This window comes from Hoylesella timonensis 4401737 = DSM 22865 = JCM 15640 (assembly GCF_000455445.1).
In the GTDB taxonomy this organism is placed as follows: Bacteria; Bacteroidota; Bacteroidia; order Bacteroidales; family Bacteroidaceae; genus Prevotella; species Prevotella timonensis.
Window position 1 is genome coordinate 63,599 of sequence record NZ_HG417090.1, and the last position, 21,006, is coordinate 84,604.

General features: G+C 43.3%; 15 protein-coding genes, 1 tRNA gene and 2 pseudogenes. 9 read left to right on the forward strand and 9 right to left on the reverse strand.

What is annotated here, in order from left to right; translation table 11 throughout:
* Window positions 1-160, forward strand: a 160-nt coding sequence (locus BN35_RS00360; protein WP_044071092.1) for a transposase, incomplete at its 5' end; no start/stop codon positions are given.
* 125 nt (window positions 161-285) lie between these two features.
* Here the strand turns inward: BN35_RS00360 and BN35_RS00365 are convergent.
* Window positions 286-498, reverse strand: a pseudogene (locus BN35_RS00365) (IS982 family transposase); the annotation flags it as partial.
* Window positions 499-1,205: 707 nt separating this feature from the next.
* Between BN35_RS00365 and BN35_RS00370 the strand changes: the two are divergent.
* Both BN35_RS00370 and BN35_RS14320 read left to right on the forward strand, forming a co-directional pair.
* Window positions 1,206-1,781 (forward strand): recombinase family protein, encoded by a 576-nt coding sequence (locus tag BN35_RS00370; protein WP_025073159.1) that lies wholly within the window; start codon window positions 1,206-1,208, stop codon window positions 1,779-1,781.
* Window positions 1,778-1,858: pseudogene (locus BN35_RS14320) on the forward strand (type ISP restriction/modification enzyme); the annotation flags it as partial. The gene BN35_RS00370 and the pseudogene BN35_RS14320, both read left to right, overlap by 4 nt.
* A gap of 100 nt (window positions 1,859-1,958) precedes the next feature.
* On the opposite strand, the gene BN35_RS00375 reads toward BN35_RS14320, so the two are convergent.
* The 6 genes from BN35_RS00375 to BN35_RS00400 all read right to left on the reverse strand — a co-directional run bounded on the left by BN35_RS00375 (window position 1,959) and on the right by BN35_RS00400 (window position 5,503).
* Window positions 1,959-2,534: a hypothetical protein gene (locus tag BN35_RS00375; protein WP_025073160.1), complete on the reverse strand. Its 576-nt coding sequence runs from the start codon at window positions 2,532-2,534 to the stop codon at window positions 1,959-1,961.
* Between the two features lie 35 nt (window positions 2,535-2,569).
* On the reverse strand, window positions 2,570-2,809 hold the full coding sequence (locus tag BN35_RS00380) for a type 2 periplasmic-binding domain-containing protein (protein WP_234396810.1): 240 nt from the start codon (window positions 2,807-2,809) through the stop codon (window positions 2,570-2,572).
* A gap of 7 nt (window positions 2,810-2,816) precedes the next feature.
* Entirely contained in the window at window positions 2,817-3,296 is a 480-nt protein-coding gene (locus tag BN35_RS00385) for a hypothetical protein (RefSeq protein WP_025073162.1), read from the reverse strand.
* Between the two features lie 813 nt (window positions 3,297-4,109).
* Window positions 4,110-4,346 carry a hypothetical protein gene (locus BN35_RS00390; protein ID WP_025073163.1) on the reverse strand — a complete coding sequence of 79 codons (237 nt, stop codon included), beginning with the start codon at window positions 4,344-4,346 and terminating at the stop codon, window positions 4,110-4,112.
* Between the two features lie 47 nt (window positions 4,347-4,393).
* Entirely contained in the window at window positions 4,394-5,110 is a 717-nt protein-coding gene (locus BN35_RS00395; RefSeq protein ID WP_025073164.1) for an SH3 beta-barrel fold-containing protein, read from the reverse strand.
* A gap of 63 nt (window positions 5,111-5,173) precedes the next feature.
* A complete protein-coding gene (locus BN35_RS00400; RefSeq protein WP_174362006.1) occupies window positions 5,174-5,503 on the reverse strand; it encodes a myo-inositol 2-dehydrogenase in 330 nt (109 codons plus the stop codon).
* A 376-nt stretch (window positions 5,504-5,879) separates the two neighbouring features.
* Here BN35_RS00400 and BN35_RS00405 point away from each other — a divergent pair, with 376 nt between their 5' ends.
* Entirely contained in the window at window positions 5,880-6,104 is a 225-nt protein-coding gene (locus BN35_RS00405; protein ID WP_008123969.1) for a hypothetical protein, read from the forward strand.
* 304 nt (window positions 6,105-6,408) lie between these two features.
* Here the strand turns inward: BN35_RS00405 and BN35_RS00410 are convergent.
* Window positions 6,409-6,493, reverse strand: a tRNA-Ser gene (locus BN35_RS00410).
* A 556-nt stretch (window positions 6,494-7,049) separates the two neighbouring features.
* On the opposite strand from BN35_RS00410, the gene BN35_RS00415 reads away from it, so the two are divergent.
* The 3 genes from BN35_RS00415 (at window position 7,050) to BN35_RS00425 (ending at window position 11,501) form a co-directional block, all read left to right on the forward strand.
* Complete coding sequence (locus tag BN35_RS00415; RefSeq protein ID WP_025072232.1) at window positions 7,050-7,379, forward strand: PadR family transcriptional regulator; 330 nt, start codon at window positions 7,050-7,052, stop codon at window positions 7,377-7,379.
* A 25-nt stretch (window positions 7,380-7,404) separates the two neighbouring features.
* Entirely contained in the window at window positions 7,405-9,153 is a 1,749-nt protein-coding gene (locus BN35_RS00420; RefSeq protein ID WP_025072233.1) for a PspC domain-containing protein, read from the forward strand.
* A gap of 212 nt (window positions 9,154-9,365) precedes the next feature.
* Complete coding sequence (locus BN35_RS00425; protein WP_025072234.1) at window positions 9,366-11,501, forward strand: TonB-dependent receptor; 2,136 nt, start codon at window positions 9,366-9,368, stop codon at window positions 11,499-11,501.
* A gap of 1,628 nt (window positions 11,502-13,129) precedes the next feature.
* Here the strand turns inward: BN35_RS00425 and BN35_RS00430 are convergent.
* On the reverse strand, window positions 13,130-17,146 hold the full coding sequence (locus tag BN35_RS00430) for a glycoside hydrolase family 2 TIM barrel-domain containing protein (protein ID WP_025072235.1): 4,017 nt from the start codon (window positions 17,144-17,146) through the stop codon (window positions 13,130-13,132).
* Window positions 17,147-17,396: 250 nt separating this feature from the next.
* Between BN35_RS00430 and BN35_RS00435 the strand changes: the two genes are divergently transcribed.
* The gene (locus BN35_RS00435; RefSeq protein WP_234396698.1) at window positions 17,397-18,257 is read left to right on the forward strand and encodes an urea transporter; all 861 of its coding nucleotides are present in this window, start codon (window positions 17,397-17,399) and stop codon (window positions 18,255-18,257) included.
* A gap of 4 nt (window positions 18,258-18,261) precedes the next feature.
* Window positions 18,262-20,880, forward strand: coding sequence for a C10 family peptidase (locus BN35_RS00440; protein WP_025072237.1), 2,619 nt, complete (start codon window positions 18,262-18,264; stop codon window positions 20,878-20,880).
* Window positions 20,881-21,006 lie beyond the last annotated feature (126 nt).

Genomic DNA, 21,006 nt, shown 5'->3' on the forward strand with positions numbered 1-21,006 from the left:
CAAAGTGGAACGTACCTTTGGATCTATTCACAGATGGTTTCATGGTGGCATAGCCAGATATGTAGGTTTAGATAAGACTCACGCACAACACATCATGGAGGCTATTGCCTACAATTTATATCGAACTCCAGGGATAATTGTGTCTAATTCTCTCAAATAAGGGGAGAATATGAGATGAAATAGGGCATATACAGCCTAAAAATCAAAAATATTGACTGCTGGTGAGCCAATAGTGCTCAAAAACAAGAATGATAGAGAATGGGGTAAGGTTTTGCAGAGGTCTCAAAATAGATAGTAATGCTTGAAATTGCGGAAGTCATTGAAGTGGAAACAGATGAGAATAGTCATGATCTCAGCACGGCTCATTCGCCATTTACGCTTTCTATGCTTGATGCCGTCAGGCTCTTGCAGAGCCAGTTTTGCTATTTCAACATCAAATTCCTTGCAGAAATCATCTGCAATACAAAAAATCTCTGTAATTTTGTCTTTGGTAATCATCGCTATAACATTTGTAACTTGTTGATAATTATATATAAAGGTACAAAAATATAGCGTGATTACCAACTTTTTTATCAGTTTCTTATCCCGAATTCAGGTCTTTAGTTTCCCACTGCTTGCCAGTGGGAGCTGACCGGGATTGAATTTTATGTGCATGGTAACAGTGGGGATGCAATGGATGCGCAAGGAATTTTCAGGGAATTTTGGATGGATACCCAATTTTGATAGAAATTGTGGAGGGTCTGTCCAAAATTCCCTGAAAATAGCTTCTGCGGTACTTTCGCAGGAATGGAGACCACACTACCTTTGCACAATAAAATCAATACTGGCAGCTACCTGGTAAGAAGTAGGCAACGCTTACTGAATAAATAACTCCGCAGGAGTAATAGAGGGGTTGGGATAAGAACAAAACTTACGATAGTGTGTTTTGCAGGGCTATCATGAAGTCTGTGCCACTGGCTCTGACGAAATGAAGAAAAGACTTTAGGGAAAAGGCAAAGATACCAGGGTTGTGTAGGTTGGCAGTACGTTGAATACTGCCAACTGATTTGGGGCTTACTCGCAGGTTGGAAATCAAGGTCGGACACAGTACGAAAAAGATAAAAGTTAATCGAACTCTAAAATTAGATGCAGAAATACCGCTTTAGAGTTTTTTTTGAGTTCGATTTGCATTATCTTTGCAAACAAATAATAATCGAAAACTCTCTATGGCGAATATTGGATATGCAAGGGTATCAAGCAAAGAGCAGCATCTTGATATGCAGCTCACGGCATTGAGGGATAAGGGATGCCAGACTATCTTCCAAGAGAAGGTGTCGGGCATCAGGCAACGCCCAGAGCTTGAAAAGTGCCTTTCCTTTCTTAGGGAAGGTGATACGCTCGTGGTCTATAAATTCGACCGATTGGGGCGGTCGCTCAAAAACCTGCTGGAGATTTTCGATTCGCTTCACAATCGAGGCATCGCCCTCATATCAATCAAAGACGGCATTGACGGCAATTCCAACACAGGCAAACTCATGATGACCTTGATGGCAGCATTGGCGGAGTTTGAGCGATCGGTGATTGCCGAAAGATGTTCGGCTGGGCGAAAGGAAGCTCAACTAAAGGGAAAGAAGTTTGGCAGACCGAAAGGATTGCCTACAACGAAGATTGATGCTTGCGCTGTACTTTACAAGTCGGGCGAAAGCATAGAGGACATACAAACCAGTCTTGCCATCAAATCGAAGTCAACGGTTTATCGTTGGCTCCGATCAAAGGGCATTGAACCAAACAGAATAAAATAACAGTCTCGAATATACCCGACAAGGCGTATGAGTATATCGTCAATGGCAAGTCGGCTATTGAATGGATAGTGGAGCGTACATTCTGCTGCTGTACGCTGCTTGTCGGTTGTAAAAAATCTGTCTGTGTCATTTGTCTTTTGAATTGTGGCAGGGTGGTTAGCCCTGCCGTTACCTCTGTTAAGCTACTACCTTGTACTCATGAACATAGATGTAAACATCATCTTCTTCCTGTTCTTCGTTCCACTTGTCTATTTCTTCCTTTGTCACGTGCTCTCTGTTTATTAGTTTCGCCACATAGTCCAAAGCTTCCTTTTCCTCTGTAAAATACTCATGGTCGTATTGATTGTTTATGGCAGACTCTACATAGAATCTGTCAGAGAAATACTTGCCTTCGGCATCATTCGTGGCATAAACCTCGCATCCGGGTTCCTCGACGATGTAGTAGATGGTAAGGTCAGGCATCAGTTCTGATAAGACCTCATAGAAGTCGGTGGCTCCCCATGCCTCTTCTGCGTCGATGCGAAGCACCTGCCCATCGAAATCGTAATACTCGATGAAGCCCCGAAGATACTTTTTCATCTGCTTATCGGTGGCTCCCAACGCCTTCACGACGTTGCCCTCCCAATCGTCGCTTGCAGTCTCTGTGAGAGGCTTTTTACGACCTTTCATAAAGTCGTCAATCACCTTATAAACCTTGCTTACATCTTCTTTGCTACCCTCAATAACGTAGCTTGTACTTGCCCAATTTGCCATAGTTCTAAAGTTTTGAATGTTATCAATATGTTGTCTTAGTTAGTAAAAGCGTTGAGACGCTGCGCCTCAAACTCCCACTCATATCCTCGTTTGTTACATTGTGTCTGCAAGATGCACCTTATCGCCTTGGCATCGTCCTCGGTCATACCCCGATGCACTATCAGTTGTGCGATAATGTCCTCCATATCTTCACCGATACAGACAAGCTCCCTCGATGCGAGGGAGTGCCATTCGTCTGTTCGGTAAACCAAGTAAATTACCTTTGTTTTCATCATAGAAACGTTAGAAGTGAAAATCTATGATACCTCCAACATAAATCTTGCTGCCTACCTCCAAATTCTCAATCCAGCGCATCAGCTCCACCGACTCTTCGGCATAGGTCTGGTCGGTCTCTGCGCTCAGATAGAACTGCGATGCGGTGTCGAGTGGGTTCTTTAGCACCCTTTCGAGCTTGTAGGAATGCCCAACAAATTTCAAAACATTCTCGACATTCAACTCCGATGCGAGGTCTTGAATACGCTTTACCCACTGCTCCTTCCACTCATCGATACCACCTTGATACTCAAAGGTTGTCTCATCTATCTGTCGAAACATACCAGAAGATAGAATGTAGCCTTTCAGTGTTTCGATAGCACTCTTGCGCCCTTCTTCCGAAATTTCTGCACAATAGTCGTAGTCTGTGCCGTCACCCTGATATAGTGTGTCCTCGTTGATAGTCTCCTTAATTGGAGTGTCTGAAATCTGATAAATCCATGCGTGCATAGTCGTAATGTTTTAAGTGATACATTTCCCCTTAGTTTTGCTGCTTTTGCAGCATCACTGTCGGGATTTCAAATTTTATGTGCAAGTGGTCAGCAAGTCCATGAGGCAGATAAGCCAAGTAATTTTGAGATATTGTCATGGAATACCCCAATCTGTGATTGGTGGAAGGCTGCCGTGAGAATATCGCAAAATAGCGCAGCGGTACTTCGGCGTTCTGCCGGACTTGCTATCTTAGCTAAGTAAAATTAAATCCAGACAGTGATTGCAGGAGAGTAAACGACTCACATAGGGATATAGGAAGAATGAGATAAGGGAAGGAAGCAAAGACTGCCTATGAAGGCATCAGCATAGAATACTGATACTACCGCTCTCCCGAAGTCCCTTGAAAGACTCTGTTGGCGATCCTGCAAGGTCAGAAACTGTGTCTTTCATGGGATTAAAACAGCAGAAACTGTTTTAAGGGTTTTTGCGTAGCCAGTGTTCCATTAAGCAGTCTGCCATCTTCGCCGCTGTCGCAGTGGAGCGAAAGAGGAACAGGACAAAGACGAAGATGGCTGCAGCGTGATGGAACTCTGGCGGAGCAGGCGTGAGGAACAAGCCGAAAGGGAAAGAAGTAGTAACAAAAACTTGCATTAGCGTGTTTTTGCAATGGGTGAAAGAAGTGGCTACCTCGGTAGTGACTTGCAATTTTAGGGCATAGTCTTGACAATAGGGCTTGGGGGAATGGAGGGTGCTGCGAGCTGTGTGAGCAGCACACGGCGAATGGTGGAATGTGGCACCATGCTTGCACCATCATTCCACCACAATAGCGTTTTATGAGCGAAAGGTTTTTAAGTTCACCATCATAGACTGATATACTACTTTGGTATATCCTTCCTGCTTCAACAGGGCTATCTCTCTTCTTGAATAAGCCATTGCCTGACTCTTATTCATTCCAAACTTGCTTTTCATAGGTCGGTTAGGTCGCATGGTCTGTACTTCGTATTGCTCTTGATAGATGGGTACGAAAGTCTTTCTCTTGATGATTTCAACTCTTGGATAACGTAGCATAATGGACGTATTTGCGCCCCGATGGTTAGTCGGGGCATTACCTTTGATTAGAGTGATGCAAGCCTTTCTGCAGCTTTGCAGATAAGGTCTTTCAACTGCCCCTTATTAAGTTCGGGTAGCAAGTCTATGACCATAAAGTTCTCTGTGTCCTCAATCGCCACACCTCGCTTGGCAAGAATAGACTTGATGTCCAAAGTGCTGCAGTCGTTGTATGACTTACTGCAGCTTGTTGTCATCGGTGTCTCGTCAAAAAAGGATATGCTATTGCCTTCCAAATCTTCTGGTTCACCGATACCGATAAAAGCATCAATGCGAAATTTGCGATCTTCGCCCTTGTCGGTATCGAAATAGGCAAAATATCTTCCCGAAACATCTATGCCGTCAGACAGAATGCCATGTGCATATCTGATAGTTCCATCTGCCTTACGATAGGCGAAGGCAGTCTTGCCCTCTTTCTTCATCTTTTCCTTGAGCTTTACAATAAGCGCAAGACAGATGTCGTGATGCTCGTCCATGGTTTCTTGCCGAAGTTCACCCACCTCCACAAGGTTCTCTATGATAAATGACCTCCATCCCTTGCAGTCCACATCATAGTAAGCAAGGGTATAATTGCACTGATGATGCTTTGATTTCCCCTTTATGGTATGTCCGATGCCATACAAGGTTCCACACGCATGGCGTTCCGTGCCGTCCTTTTTCTTGTAAACGAAAGAAACGATGCCTTTACGAAGTTTGGCTACCAATGTGTCAAATAGATTTTCCATTTTATCTTATTTTTATAAACACTCGCCAAATAGGTGCTACTTGGTGAGTGTCTGATGTTCTGTTTAGTTCAAGAGTTCTTCTATATCCTCGGTGCATTGTACCTCCAAATGATTGAAATAGAAGTGTGTGTCAAGTGTGCAGTTCACATAACAATCAAACATTTCACGCTCACAACCTCTATAGTCTACATATTCTTCTATCACCTTTAGCCAAAGTGTTTCCATTAAGAAGTTGCGCACGTTGGAAAGGTCGTACCCTGCGGTGTCGATAGCCTCGTTCAAATCCTCGTCCGTCCAATCATAGCCAAAGTTGGAGCGAAAGTTATCAAGTTGATAGTCGTTCTTGAAAAACCCTAATGACGTTAAAATCATTTCTCTGTTTGAAATATCCATAATCGTGATGCTTTAAGTGATACATTTCCCTTTAGTTCTTTGCTGTTTTGCAGTAGGAGACTGTCGGGATTTCTAATTTTACGTGCCAGAGGGAGCAAGGTCAACAGGTAGATAAACAAAGTAATTTGGGAAGAATTTCATGGAAACCCCAAATCTTTGATTTGAGGAAGGCTGCTATGTAATTCTTCTCAAATAGTATGGCGTTACTTTGCGTTCTGCCGACCTTGCTAACTTTGCAAAGGAAAATGAAAAACCAGACGGTCTTCTATAGAATAGCAGAAAACTAATCATGATTAGATTTTTGAAATAAAATCATTCAAAATATCGTATATAGTAACTATTTTGTAATTTTAGAGTGATTATCAACCAGTAAAGTATGACAAAAGTAATCCATGTTCACCTGATTCAGAGACATAAAAGCTATTATTTCGGATCGATCCCTGCCATTTACAGTACACTGACGGCTGACGAGATTGGCATTAGGCAATCTTCGCTGGAGCGTGTGGGGCTTAGCAAAGGTGGTGTAGTGCTCAATAAGAAGGCTATCATAAGTGCTGGAGAACTGATACGTTCAAAAATTAAACAACATAAGGGAAAGTAAGAAAATAGGGATGCGAAACGGCATCCAGAGAACACGAATGAAACGATTGATAACAAAGGTTCAAATCCACCTTTTTGAGAAAATGCGTAAAACGCTGATATTTAGCAAGAAAAAATATACTGAATTATCTTTACAGAAATTAAAAATCATTTCATGTTAAAAAGTGTTCGGAGTAAAAGTGGGTCAAAAAGTGGGTCAAAAAGTGGGTCAAAAAGTGGGTCAAAAAGTGGGTCAAGAAATAAACAAGGGGAAACTAAAAATCCCTAAGTTGTTGTAACTTAGGGATTTGCGCTTAATGCGATTGCGGAGAGAGAGGGATTCGAACCCCCGGCACCTCTCAGTGCGACGGTTTTCAAGACCGTTGTAATCGACCACTCTACCATCTCTCCTTCACATGATTATGTGACTTTAATTGTAAAGCGAGTGCAAAGGTAAATGTTTTCATAGAAACAAAAGAATAAATACAGAAAAGAATTGATAGATTAATATTTGTTAACATTAGAGTGTGGGTATTGGAATTGAACACTAAGTGTAAAGCTTACTTTTTGTGATTAGATTGTTTCTTGGTTTGCAGGTTCGTTTTGTCTTGGCTGTATATTTAGCATTTTATATCTGTTGAATATTTAACATTCGATATGAGGATGACAGTTGTTCTCCCTTACTGGGGAATAAGGAGTAGGGAACAAAGTCGAATGCTTACTTTCCGACACACAAACCTTGTTCTTACATTTTGTCATTGATACTGAACAAACACAACAAGACTTCTTTTACTGCTATTAAGCCTTATTTGAAGTTGAATGCCACGCCATGCACTTACAGCTGAATGTCAGTTTTCAACACCTAAGTAGTTAAATAAGGTTAATAAATAAAAGAATTATAGTACTATGCTTTGCAAGGTACTTGTATTTTGCATACATTTGCATCATCAACCATAAATTGATGATTATGAATGTAGACAATGTGAAATCACAAATGCGCAAGGGAATGTTGGAATACTGCATTTTGTTGTTGCTGGAAAAACAGGCAGCCTACACGTCTGACATCATTCAGCGGCTCAAGGAGGCCGAACTGCTGGTGGTGGAGGGAACGCTGTATCCGCTGCTTACACGACTGAAAAACGATCACTTGCTGAGTTATAACTGGCAGGAAAGTACGCAGGGACCACCCCGAAAATACTATATGCTCACCGACAAAGGGGCAGTCTTCCTCCGCGAATTGGATAAGGCGTGGGGAGAGATTGCCGCCACTGTCAATTTTCTGAAACAATCTAAATAAGTTATTCATTATTCAACCAGTCATTATGAAAAAAAATATTACCATCAATATGTTAGGCAGGCTTTACGCCATTGATGAAGACGCCTACGGACTGTTGCAACAATATATCGACACGCTGCGCAGCTATTTTGCGCATAAGCCCGATGGAAAAGAGATTGCCGACGACATTGAGGCTCGTATCGCAGAACTGTTTGACGACCTTAAGGCACAGGGAGTTGAGGCTATCAATATTCAGCACGTGCAGGACATCATTACGCGAATCGGAGATCCCAAAGAGATGGATGAGGATGAGCCGAAAGACGAGGAGACGGTAGAGCAAGATGCGGAACAGTCGGAGGAAAAGAGTACGGTCAACCGACTGAAGGAGGAAGTTGCTGCTTATTTCGAGCGATTGAGAAAATCGGGCAAACGCCTTTATCGCGACCCCTCCGATAAAAAGATCACTGGACTGCTGGCTGGATGCGCCCGCTACTTTGGTGGCGACCCTTTGTGGTGGCGGTTAGCTTGTGTGCTGCTTGTCTTTATCACTTTCAATACGTCTTTGTCTTCTGGCATGTTTTTCCACGTAACGCCGTTTACATGGACACCGCTTTGGCTGGTGCTCATCTATTTCATGATTTCAATCATCACGCCAGTGGCACAGAATCCCGAAGACCGACTGAAAATGAAAGGAAAGGATGTGACGCCACAAAGCTTGGCACAGGAAGTGACCGAAGAACACGTACAGGCAGATATTCCTCAAACTCGGCAGAGTGGGGCGATAGGATGTGTAGGAGGTTTTTTCAAAATTATCCTGCTGCTGATGAAAGGCTTCTTAATTCTTGTCTGCATTTTTGCCGGATTGGGATTGGTTACTTTATTGGCAGCCCTCATTGTGCTGCTGACCATGCCCGATCTGTTTGGCGACATTGAATTTGCGACGCTCTATTCAAATGCGGTTAGTCCAACATTGAGTGTGGTATGTGTTGTCAGTATGGCAGGTGTGCTTTTCATTCCCCTTTATTGCGGCATTCACTCAATACTTAGCAACACCAAGAAACTCCTGCCGATGGGTACTCCGCAACGCTTGATGTGGGTGGGCGTATGGACTGCGAGCCTCATTGTGGCGATTGTCAGTGGCATCGCCATTGGTGCAAGAATTTCCATTGCCGAGGAGAAACAAGGTGATATGAGACACGAGGCGTACATCAAGAAGAATACACACAATGGCGTATTCATCAACGAAACCGATTGGGATTTCCTGAATCAAGGCGGATGGTATTTGTTGGTCGATCCGTCAAATCGTGAGGATCACTACACTTCAAATGGAGAATATTACACTGGCAACCAGAATGTGCGGTATTTGGACGGTTACTCAGACTGGGGACTGAACTATCAAGTGGAGCGTGAGAAAACCGATGTTGCCCCTGGCACATACACTTTGAGTGTGGTCGCTCGTACCAATGGCAAAGGAGCCTATGTATATGCCATTGCCGATGGACACAAATATATGGTGGAGATACCAGCCAATGGCAATACGAGTGGGAATATCTGGGCAGAGGCGAAACGTAGGTTGAGCATCGCAGACTCGCTCTCATCCGATCCGGACAGGACCTATTATCAGAATATCGTTGAGGCTAACGATGGCAATGGATATGGATGGAACCGCATAGAGCTCAAGAATATACGCAGTACCAAAGGCACCGTTCGCTACGGTGTTTCCACCAAATCGAGCTTCACAGGCACCACTTTCGCAGGGCAATGGGTATCGGCAGCCGACTTCAACTTGAAATAGATGGCGCAATCAAGTTTACTTTTGCAAACAATAGTGTGGATGTTAGTGTGAATGATGGCTTATATTGACTATTTACTCAGAGTTGATGAAGAATCATGATTTTTAGGTATTGTAATATTTTTATTCATTTAATACTTTTGCAAAATAATTTAGCGTTCATTAAATACATTAAAATGAATCGCTTAATATAGTATTTACAAATATTATTTCACATGAAGAAAAAAAATTACTTAATTCTTAGTATGATTATTACGACGTATGCATTTGGTAATGCCAAAGAGCATATTAAGACAGATTCAACGTATCTTTTAAAGGAAGTCGTTATAAACACTACACGTATCCCTGAAATAAAGTCAAATGCTGCTGCAACAGTAACAATTATAGATCAAAAGCAAATTGCAGCAATGAGTAAAGCAGAACCTGATTTATCTCACCTTTTAGGTTTACTTACTCCAAGCATGGCGTTAGCAAGCAATACAACAAGTTCACGCTCACAATCTCTTCGAGGCAGGGGTGCTCTCATATTAATAGACGGGATTCCACAATCCACTCCATTAAGATCTACAGACCGTGATATACGTTCTATAGATGTCTCTGCTATTGATCACATTGAAATAGTAAAGGGTTCGACTGCATTATACGGAAATGGTGCTATCGGTGGTGTGATAAACATTATCACAAAAAAGAATACAAAGAACAAAAAAATTGCCGGTGAGTCTTCTCTCTCAGGTTCAACTTATAATTTCTATCATGGAACACAAGGAATGGGCTATCGTGTCAACCAACAACTTTATGGTTCTATAGATAAGTTAAACTATCTTGTTAGCGGTTCTTTTGTAAAAACAGGTAGTAGTATTGATGGTTCTGGGGAATATATCTCTCCACGCTATGGGTTAGGTGATACTTATACGTCAAATGCTCTTATTAAATTAGGCTATGCATTATCAGCCAAGAATAAAATAGAATTTATGTATAATTTCTATCGGAGCTTGCAGCATACTGCTCTTGTTCAGCAAAAAGGAGAATATCTAAAGAGTCCAGCTATAGGTATCTTCGGTGAAAAAGACCCACAGGCCACTGATGAAGGCACACCATATAATCATAATGCGTATCTAAAATTTTCCTCTCGTAAATTATTCTCAAATACAGATTTTGAAGCTTCTATATATGGTACAAGTTTATACACAATATTTGATTTCAGAAAACATAACCCGAAAAAACCGCGCTGGGAAGAAAAAAGTGGACAAGCTACCATCAAAGATCAAAAGATTGGTTTCCGTTCTCAATTTAATACATTCTTGTCAATATCTGACAATCTCTTCACTCGTCTTACTTATGGATATGATTATCTTTTAGATAAAACCTCTCAGCCACTTGTAGATGGACGTTATTGGGTTCCTAAACTTCAGAGTAGTAATCATGCTCCATTCTTGCAAACAAAGACAACTCTTTGGCAATGTCTTAATGTAAAATTAGGAGGACGTTATGACGTTATAGATGTCAATGTACCTGATTACGATATATTGCGTACAAAACTCAGCAGTCCTGAAGTACATGTTAAGGGAGGAAAACTAAAATATGATAATTTCTCATTTAATGCAGGTATATCTTTCAATAAGTTGCCGATATTTCAACCTTTCGTTGCCTTTTCGCAAGGTTTTTCTATTTTTGATTTAGGGCGGACGCTGCGTGCAGCTAAAGAAGACGTTTTATCCAAGATTATTACTGAGCCAGTAAAGACAAATAACTTTGAATTAGGTGTATACTCTGATATCAATCATAGGTTACAGCTAAATGGATCTGTTTTTTATACTTATTCAAAGTTGGGAAGCGACCTTAAAATTGATGAAGCTGGTTTTTGGGTAGTCAACCGAACACCTCAAAAGGTATATGGAATGGAATTGAATGCAGATGCGCAAATATTAAACAACTTAAAAGCAGGTGCCAATTTCACATGGTTTGAGGGGAAGCTCAAGTCTACTTCAGACAAATGGGATACCTATATGTCTAACATATCTATCCCTGCAGCCAAGTTTGCTATGTATATTGATTATGCTCCCATTAAGAATATGTATATGCAGCTACATTACGTTCATACAGGAGACCGTAACCGCTTTGATACCACAGGTAAAGGTAGATATAAAGAGGGAGAAGGAAAAGTTAGTAGTATAAATTTACTCAACTTTTCAACAGGAATAAGTTTAAAGGATTGGGAACTTAATTTAGGTATCTCAAACTTGCTTAATAATACTTATTATACACCGGCTTCTATGTTGATGGCAAGAGATGCAGAGTATGCGCATGCTGATGGACGTAAGATAACATTAACTGCTACATTTAAGTATTAGAAACTGAGGTCATAATGATGACCAGCATTAAATATATATTGGGAGTTCTACAACAATGTTCTCAAATAACATGTTCAAAAAGTTCATTTTTTGATGCAAATTAGAGGAATATAATTCTTAAGAATTTCGTACTGATAATATTATAATAATGAGTCAAGATGGAGCGTCAATACTCCATTGCAATAAGTACGAATCTATAATATTGAAACAAACCCTCCCTTAAAAGATAGAAAGAGCCATATCAACACTCGAAAACAGAGTTTGATATGGCTTTCTTAATATGCTCGTAAGAATCCAGTATTAGTTGTCTTAGTGTGGGTTAGCTATTGAAACTCGTGTGGAATGATACATTCAGCTTTGTTTTTATAGCCATTTGAAAATCAATAAAACAATCACTGATAAAAGTTGACAAAGTGAGCAGGTTCTTGTAATATTATAGAAAAAATAAATAATTATGAAAGAAAAATAGTCAATCAACTAAACTAAAGGGATTGTCGCTAATAAAATTAACCACACTGCTAAATTATTAAATTCCAAAATTATAAAGTAACATTCTCGGAAAACTTTACGAGTTTCTCTCCTCAATACTCGACTCCCTATAAAGTCAACCAGTAATTTCAAATTTAGTCATTCAAGGAAGAAATCCTTTTTGTCCTAAAAAATGACAAAAAAACGGGGGTTGAAAAAGTGGTAAATAGAGAGAAAAATAAGCATACTATGTGTAAAAAGCAGGTGTATGATGCTCTTGAAAGAGTGAAAAAAGGGATTTTTTCGCTTAAAACATTGAAATAAGGTTGCTGTGAACAGTAGTTTGTACGACTATTCACATGGAGTAAGGGGACTAAAGCATGTAGATAAGGGCATTAGGTCAATGCTTTAGTGCTTAGAAAGTTTGAAAGATGGACGTTAATTTGCGACACATTGTTGTAATAGATTGTGAGACAAATAGATACAAAAGTCGCTCATTTCTCGCGTATTTGAGACGAAGATGCAAGTTGGTTGTAAATATGCGAATTATGAGGAGGGTGTTGTAAAGATATTTCACATTTTTTTGGACGAGAATGTTTGGTTTTGTTAAGCGTTTTTCCACTCGTGGGCTTGTCCACAAATGCAACTTTTCCACATAAAAAACGACATATTTTGTGGTTGTAAACAGCGTCGAAGAAATGAACAACGAAATTAGCAAAAAGCACGAAAATATGTGTGCGATGTTAAGAAACCAAAGAACGTAGCCGTTCTGTTGAAAAGAAAGTGCCTTTGCATGGCTTGAATGTAGGCTGGTTCTATAAATTACCACCGCATATAGTCATTAAATTTTTATGAAATACGTTTTGTTATCTTTTGGCTTCTTTTTGGTTCAAAATGTAAGTTCGTTCAGTCGTGTAGCTCGCTACACTTCTTCACTCTCTTGCATTTTGACCTCAAAAATAAGCTCAAAATCTAACAAAGCTAATTTATAGAACCAGCCTATAATGAACGCTAACGATCACCGAACGAAACGGATTTGGCAACGACACACAGCGTGTTGATGTCGGCAGAGCTGTTTCTTTCGAAGAACGTTAGCGTTCTTTGATTCCAACTGTCGGATTCGTATTCGATGTTCAGTTGGTTAGGGCATTGCCTGCAACTTAGTTGAGAATTGTAAATTCTGCACAAGTAGCAAAGTCCTGCCCATCGTGTGAATGAAGTGCGGTGAAGCGGAGATAACGTGCTTTAACGGGCTTGTTAAACATTACTCGCTGTAGTGCTTTTGTTTTTGGGAATGTTCCGTCACTCCCTATTTGCGTCCACGTCTTTCCGTCTTGGCTAACTTCGACACGATAGTCCTTTACAAGTCCATTCCATGAATCTTGGCGGGGCAGGTAGGTAAAGCCAGTCATTGTCTTTACGGCTCCTCCATCCAATTCAAACCAGTGCGGATAGTTTGCCACAGTAACGCTGTACATGGTGTGCCAGTAGGTGCGTGGGTTCCCATCGACAAGGTGGCTGGCATCCCCCTCTCCACTTTCAACACTGGATGCAAAACTGACGGTTACAGGAATGGTTTCTATCTTGTCAAACGATTCCTCATACTTGAAGTTCGATTCTTTCTGCCACGCATTTACCTTACCGCCGTTGCGCAGATTGAACGGTCCATCGTATTTCATGGTCTTGTTTTTACCGTTGAGTTGGTAATAGACCGTATGACCTTGCTGGCCTTTGATGGTAACCTGACCCGTGTTGTCGCGTGTGATTGAAAGCGGAACTTCTGATGATGAACTCACCATTCCTGCCGCATTGAGTGTCGTGGAACGCATGTCGCTGACGGGACGAATGACGTATCCGAAGGTATGGGGCACTGCTTTCACCCTATCTTTCACCAAGGGAGCGCCTTGTCCACAACTGTTTCCACCCAATCCGGTGATGGCCAGGTCGAGATGGAGGTAGATACCATCGCTCTGTGGCAGTTCGTGTGGATGGTTAGCCATGGCCAGTTGCTGGGCGGAATAAGGCAGAGCGGAGAAGCTCATGTTATTCGTTGCGGTCGTAGCGAAGATGACTGACCGTCCATCTTCTCCCTGCAATGCTACCCAACGCGAATCGTTATGGTTGGCCATGTCCTGCGGTTTGGGGAAGTTTACGAACTCATCGGCCACATCTTGCTGTTCATAAATACCGATGTGCTGGGCGGTTTTTCGATCAGGATAGTTACCTATTGGGCCACGACCGTTGTAAACCATCATGCTCATGTCAGCAGGCAACTTCATGACATAGCCCAAACGAGGCAGGATGAGTTGTGTCTTGTTTGAGGTAATGCTACTTTGGCTTTCCACGCTTCCATCGGGATAAACGGTGTAGATGACGTTGGTGGTGAACTTGAAGTCGGGACGTTTTCCCGTTTCTACCAACTTCTTCCAATTCTTGTCGGCTCCTTCCAACTTGGCTGTAGACAATCCTTGACTCTCAACCTTGAAGCTAAGCGACACGCTACCATCACGGTTGCTCACCCATTTACAGTCCAATGCCTTGTGTTGCAGGTTGTGCAATCCATTCTCATACCATGCCTGGTAAGCCCAATTATCATTGTTAACCCATGCACGAAAGGCGTCGAGCTTGGGGCCGTTGCCTGCTGCAATGATGGTTTTTCCACCGTATACCAAACTATGAAGCGAACCCGTGGACTTGTCAAACACAATGGTGTTGCCGTTACCAGTGACTGTGATTTTGGATTCTTGTTGCATCACCTTGAGCGGCTGTAGGCTCTTATCCATCGTAGATGCAAGCGAAGGGCGCGTTATGGCTTTGTGAAGCTCCAGTTGCTGGTCAGCCTGAACATAGCCAGCCTTTGCCCAAGGTTTGTCGGCCTTGAGCTTAAAGCTGACGTCAAGACGGTAATCCTTGCCGGAATCCAGTGCATCGCAAAGTCCATCGACGCGCACCGTCTTGTGTTGGCGTGGCAGCACGCTGCCTAAAGGCAACACACCTTTTTTTACACGGATGCCATCAGCACTCAGCGACCAATGCACTTCATAGTCGGTTAAATCGTCAGTGTAATAGTTCTTATTGAAGATGTCGAGCGTGCCATCTTGCTGGTTCGCCCACGAAATGCCCACGTTTTGGTACACTTTTTTGACCTCAAAATATTGTGGCTTAGGTTTCATATCTCCAAAGATGATACCATTCATCACAAATTGTCCATCGTTGGGCGTGTCTCCAAAGTCGCCACCATAAGCCAAATAGCGTTGACCGTCCTTGGTATAGTTGTACATACTTTGGTCAATCCAGTCCCAGATAGCGCCTCCCATGAAGTAATTAGACGATTCGATAGCGTCCCAATAATCTTGCAAATTTCCCACTGCATTACCCATGGAGTGTGCATATTCAGAGATATGGAAGGGGTATTTGATGTTCATCTTTCCCTTCACAGCTGTTCGAACCCAGTCAATAGAGGGGTATTGATTCGACCCCATGTCTACAATGTCATTATTGCGTTCGTACTGTACGGGGCGAGTTTGGTCAACACTCTTCAGTGCTTGGTATGCTGCCACAAAGTTTTTCCCGGGTCCTGCTTCGTTCCCTAAGCTCCAAATAGCAATACTGGGTTCGTTGATAAACGATTGTACCATCTCCATCACCCTTGCCACATGTGCCTTGCGCCATTCCTTTGGATGAGAAAGCGACTCTTTTCCATAAAAATACTCATGGCTTTCGATGTTCGCTTCGCTTTCGAGAACGATACCATATTTATTGCATAGATAATAAAAATAAGGGTCGTTGGGATAGTGCGATGTTCTCACGTGGTTGATGTTGGCTCGCTTCATCATCATGATTTCCTGAAACATCTGTTCGCGTGGAATAGCATGACCTGTTGTAGGGTTAGTATCATGGCGGTTTACACCCTTCAACTTCAGTGGTTGGTCATTGATATAAAAGTATCTCCCAGCCATGTTAAATTCGTCTTCATTGGCGGGTGTGTCCTTGATTTCTACGGTGCGGAAGCCGGTTTGAACGCTCACAACCTCTGCTACCTTATTTTTTTTGTCCTTCAGTACTGCCACCAAAACATAGACATTGGGTTCTTCGGGTGTCCATGGCTTGATATTATTGAACTCAAAATCATCGTTCACCGACATACAAGTGCCACTCTTTAAGTTCATTGGCTGGCTCGATAACATGGTGGAAACCAATTTGTTTTCGTCACCAAACAATTTGTTTTCGTACAATTGATACGAAATGTTGTAGTTCTTGGCAGCTTTCTTGTTCAAGTTTTCTACCGTTGTTACGATGTTTAATGCTCCCTTGCCATTTTTGAAAGTTGGCTTCACCACCAAATTCTGGATATGAACTTTTGGCGTTGCATATACGGCGACACTGCGAAAGATGCCCGGTAAACGAAACATGTCTTGAGCCTCAAGGAACGATCCATCACTGGAGCGATATACTTCGACGGCAATATCGTTCTTTCCAGCATGTATATAAGGAGAGATATCAAAGCGAGCTGCATCACGTGAGTTCTTTGAGAACCCCACATATTGGCCATTTATCCATAGATAAAAGAAGCTGTCTACACCGTCAAACGACACAAACACCTCGCGCCCATCCCAGTGATTAGGAATGGTAAACGTGCGCTTATACGAGCCCACTTCATTGCGATATTTGTACGTGGTATAGTTCTTGGGCGGCTCTCGCATCACTCCAAGACGCCAGTCGTCAACAGCGATGTTGTATTTGAAAATCACCCACTGGTTCACATAAATGGGCACACCGTATTTCAAACTTCCATCTTTTTGGACACCTTGCAAATTCCAAGAGCCAGGAACTTTGATATTATCCCAGTTTTGAGTAGAATAATTCGTTTTATAAAAGTCGACTGGGCGTTCGTCTGGATTTTTAGAAAAATGAAATTTCCATTCCCCATCCAAGCTCATTCTATAAGACGAATTTTCTGGAAGAAACTTACGAGCTTCTTCTACGGTGGCGAAAGATGAAAAATTGGCACGCGGTTGCAACTTATTATAGCTCAATTGCTCTGGCGATTGCCATTCCTTCCCCGTTGGCGAAGACGCATTTCCATATTCAAAGCCTTCGAGCAGCTGGTTGTCTGCTATGGAAGAAAGCCCCAAAGATGCGAATAAACACAAAATGATAGTTCTCAATTTCATCATAAAGTAGGTTTTAATTATCAACGTTTGGTTATTGGAACTACAATATTACAAAGAAAAATTGAGAAAAAGGAAGCATAATGAAATATTCAACAATAAAATGTACACTTTTACTCCTATTTCGTGAGCAAGGAGAGTCATTAAGGATTATATTCCCGTTTTTTAGTTCTCTTTTACGTATATATTGTAACTTTTACGTAATTTTGTGCGCTGAAACGAACAAAAACACTTCTTAAGTGACAACTCAATGCAGATGATGAATAGTATATTCCGTGGTGTAGGACAAGTCATGTTTCAAGGCAATGCGCTGTCGGGCGCATTGATGCTTGCAGGTATTGCTTGCAACTCCCTCCTCATGTGCTTGTTTGCCTTGGCTGGAAGTGCCATTGGTACATGTACGGCTGTTGCCCTTCGATATGACGGGGGACGCATCTGCGATGGCTTGTATGGCTTCAACGCTGCGCTGGTAGGTATCGCCGTACCCTGTTTCATGCCCATCCATGTAGCCTCTGTTTTGCTCATGGTGGTGGCATGTGTGCTGTCAACGCTGGTGACGCGACTGTTCGAGCGGCAACGGTTGGCTCCCGCGCTTACCGCACCCTTCGTGCTCATCACCTGGGCGATGCTGCTGTTGAGTCATATTTTCCCCCAGTTACAGCTGCCAGCAACGACAGCTGCCGATACTGCGGAAAGTTTCTCGCTGATGAGAGCTGCCTCACTGAGCTTTGGACAAATCATGCTTCAGGGCAACAATCTGCTCACTGGCTTGTTGTTTCTTCTTGTCATTTGTGTTAATTCATGCAAGATGGGCATGGAATCGCTTGTCGCCTGTGCGCTGTGTCTCACCGTGGTGTGGGTGCCGGGTGTCAGTACCACCTCGGTGAACAACGGTATATATGGCTACAATGCCATACTTGCAGTTTTGGCAGTTGCCAACATTCTTGGCATTGGCTCATGGACTTACGTCAAGGCATTGGTTGCCCTGATACTTACGTTGCTGATACAGTATGTAGGTTTGCACATGGGTTTTGTCACGCTCACCGCACCTTTCGTGTTGTCGGTGTGGTTAGTGGTTTTGTATCAGACTTTCGTAGTTAAAACCAAACAAGATTAAAAAAATGAAAATTAAAAGATGGTTAAGCCCCACCTTATGGGGCATTGTGCTTGCCACGACGGTGAGCATTCCCACCTTGGGCAAGATAGTAACAGTGGACAAGTCGATAAATATTGCCCGCAAATATGTCAATGTGAGCCTTTCGGAACACCATGCTACGAGGGCTTCGCATGGTACGCCACCTTATTATATCTATAACGATCGCCATGGACGGGGGTTTGTTGTGGTGGCAGGCGATGATGACATGGGACAAGTGTTGGGCTATTCGCACACAGGAACGCTCGACACGTTGCGTGCAAGTGGTGAACTTAAATTCCTGCTGAGTGCCTATCGTGACGCTTTTCATCAATTGCAAAGGCAACCCAGCACAAGAGCTACCGTTACCACTACGCCCCCTAACCGAAAGGAGGTGGCTCCGTTGCTCACAACGGCATGGAATCAAGACGACCCTTACAATCGTCTTACGGGGTACAACTACACGGGATGTGTGGCTACGGCGGTGGCACAAATCATGTATTATCATCGCTGGCCAGAGCGTGGAAAGGGCAGCTACTCGTACAAGGTGAGTTATGACAACCGCACGATGAGCGTGGACTTCAGTGAGTCGGTATACCCATGGGACAAGATGTTACCCAAATACAACACACGCATGGCACTTGCCAATGCGGAGGCTTGCGATGCTGTGGCGCTGCTCATGCGTGATGTGGGCGTGTCGGTGAACATGCAGTACACCCCTACATCCAGCGGTGCACAAACTTTCATGGCTGCCAAGGCACTGAAAACGTACTTCAATTATTCCACCTCCATGCTCAACAAGTCTGATGAGGGTGCAGCTGCTTTCATCCAGATATTGCGAAAGGAGATTGAAAATGGCTTCCCTGTGTACATCAGCGGCAGCGTGAAGTCGGGCGGTAGCGGACACGCATGGGTGGTAGACGGTGTAGATAAGGACAACCTCTTTCACATGAACTTTGGTTGGGGAGGCGGTGGCGACGGCTACTTCTCCGTTACAGCACTGAATCTTTCCACTACAGGACAGGAGTTTGGAGGAAAACCTCTCTCCTTTAACAAGCAGGTGCAGATAGTTTTGGTGCATCCCAACAAACCGGGAAGCGCACCCATTGATGCCGAACTTGCCGATGATGCCCCCAACTTGTGTTTCAACTCGGAGGGCAATATGAGCGTAGTTGGCGGCATGCCCACCAACAAACAGCAACCCATGACGGTTAGCTATCACCACTTTAGGAACCAAGCCAACGGAACGTTTGCCGGAGATATTGGCTTGGGCGTGTACAACGAGCAGGGCAAGCAAGTAAAAGTGGTGCCATCGGCATGGCACGACAGCGGCGGATATACCGCAGAGCGCGGCAAGTATAACGGTGGTGTGCTGCAATCGGGACAGCTGATTGATGATGCTTGCACGTTTACGGTGAATCTTGAAGGTCTTGCAGATGGACGCTACTACTTGCAGGCTGTATGCGCCAGCCTCAAGGATAAGGACACCTACGGAGCATGGTGCAGGATGAAAACGGCACCACGCATAGCCTTTCAGGTGCAAGGCAACGACGTGCGCCTATTTGAGAAACCCGATGACAAGGCACCTTTCGCATTGGCATCACATCCGTATACGCTCAAACCGTGTACTGCTGGCAACAAAGCCACGCTGTGTTTGACCATTCGCAAACTCACGGGTACGCCCTTCGATGGTACGGTGAGGGTGTCGCTTGTGGATGATGACAATCATGTGGTGGCTACGGGACAAACCGCAGAGGCAGTGGATTTTGAGATGTTTGCCGAGACCGAGGTAAGGGTGGACATGCACTTGCCCGACCATCTGCAGTCCAAGGAATACAAACTGAGGGTGGAGGTAATCAAGCAATATGATGCCGGCAACATTGCCACGGTGGGCATGGTGCATGGCGATGAGCCGTCTACGTTGCAAGTGGAGGCCGCTAAGCCCAGCGACAAGCTTTTCGTAAAACTCCAAGGAATGGTGCAAGACAACAGTGGCTCTTCCATACCGCCCACGAACGTAGACCTCAGTGGCAATCCATTGCTCAAGATAGGAGTGGTGATGACGCTCGCACCTCAAGCCACCTACAACGGCACATTGACGCTTTGCTTGATTGATACGAAAACTCAGCGACGCATATCCTTGGGCAGCAATGCTCAAAAGCAATACAACTTGTTAGGTGGAGGGGATGATGAAATATTTGTTACAGGATGGTTGAAGAACAATGATAACTTATGCGTCATCAACAACCGTACCTACCGATTGGCGTTGATGGGCATGGTAGACGGTGTGGAGTGTGATTTGTGGAACGAGAATTGCGCTCCCTTTGAAGTGTCGTTTACGAACAGTATTTACAATAATTATCCTGGCGAGACCGCACATATAGACGCAACACAAAGCTCGCTACGCATGGTGAGAGGTGGTAACTGGATTGACGTGCAGGGTGAGGACTTGGCACATGTGCAGGTGTTCGCACTCGACGGAACCCTGATTGCCGCCTCCGATGCCCACGGACAACATACGGTGAGGTTGCACGTTCCTACCACGCAAGTGGTTGTTGTGCGGGTGAAAACTCTTTATGGCAGCACCATGACGAAGAAGTTAAGATAAAACTTTGAAAATGCTGCTTCATGACTAATCAATTCTGTTCAAACTCAACGAGGTTGCTGTGAATGTCATAACTACTTTTTGTGCTAACTGACTTATAATTGGGGAATTTTATCTAAATTTGCATTC

Coding starts and splice junctions, on each gene's coding strand:
- BN35_RS00415 (WP_025072232.1), top strand. CDS start 7,050: ATGAATGTAGACAATGTGAAATCACAAATGCGCAAGGGAATGTTGGAA.
- BN35_RS00380 (WP_234396810.1), bottom strand. CDS start 2,809: ATGATGAAAACAAAGGTAATTTACTTGGTTTACCGAACAGACGAATGG.
- BN35_RS00435 (WP_234396698.1), top strand. CDS start 17,397: ATGATGAATAGTATATTCCGTGGTGTAGGACAAGTCATGTTTCAAGGC.
- BN35_RS00440 (WP_025072237.1), top strand. CDS start 18,262: ATGAAAATTAAAAGATGGTTAAGCCCCACCTTATGGGGCATTGTGCTT.
- BN35_RS00425 (WP_025072234.1), top strand. CDS start 9,366: ATGAAGAAAAAAAATTACTTAATTCTTAGTATGATTATTACGACGTAT.
- BN35_RS00390 (WP_025073163.1), bottom strand. CDS start 4,346: ATGCTACGTTATCCAAGAGTTGAAATCATCAAGAGAAAGACTTTCGTA.
- BN35_RS00405 (WP_008123969.1), top strand. CDS start 5,880: ATGACAAAAGTAATCCATGTTCACCTGATTCAGAGACATAAAAGCTAT.
- BN35_RS00370 (WP_025073159.1), top strand. CDS start 1,206: ATGGCGAATATTGGATATGCAAGGGTATCAAGCAAAGAGCAGCATCTT.
- BN35_RS00430 (WP_025072235.1), bottom strand. CDS start 17,146: ATGATGAAATTGAGAACTATCATTTTGTGTTTATTCGCATCTTTGGGG.
- BN35_RS00375 (WP_025073160.1), bottom strand. CDS start 2,534: ATGGCAAATTGGGCAAGTACAAGCTACGTTATTGAGGGTAGCAAAGAA.
- BN35_RS00395 (WP_025073164.1), bottom strand. CDS start 5,110: ATGGAAAATCTATTTGACACATTGGTAGCCAAACTTCGTAAAGGCATC.
- BN35_RS00400 (WP_174362006.1), bottom strand. CDS start 5,503: ATGGATATTTCAAACAGAGAAATGATTTTAACGTCATTAGGGTTTTTC.
- BN35_RS00420 (WP_025072233.1), top strand. CDS start 7,405: ATGAAAAAAAATATTACCATCAATATGTTAGGCAGGCTTTACGCCATT.
- BN35_RS00385 (WP_025073162.1), bottom strand. CDS start 3,296: ATGCACGCATGGATTTATCAGATTTCAGACACTCCAATTAAGGAGACT.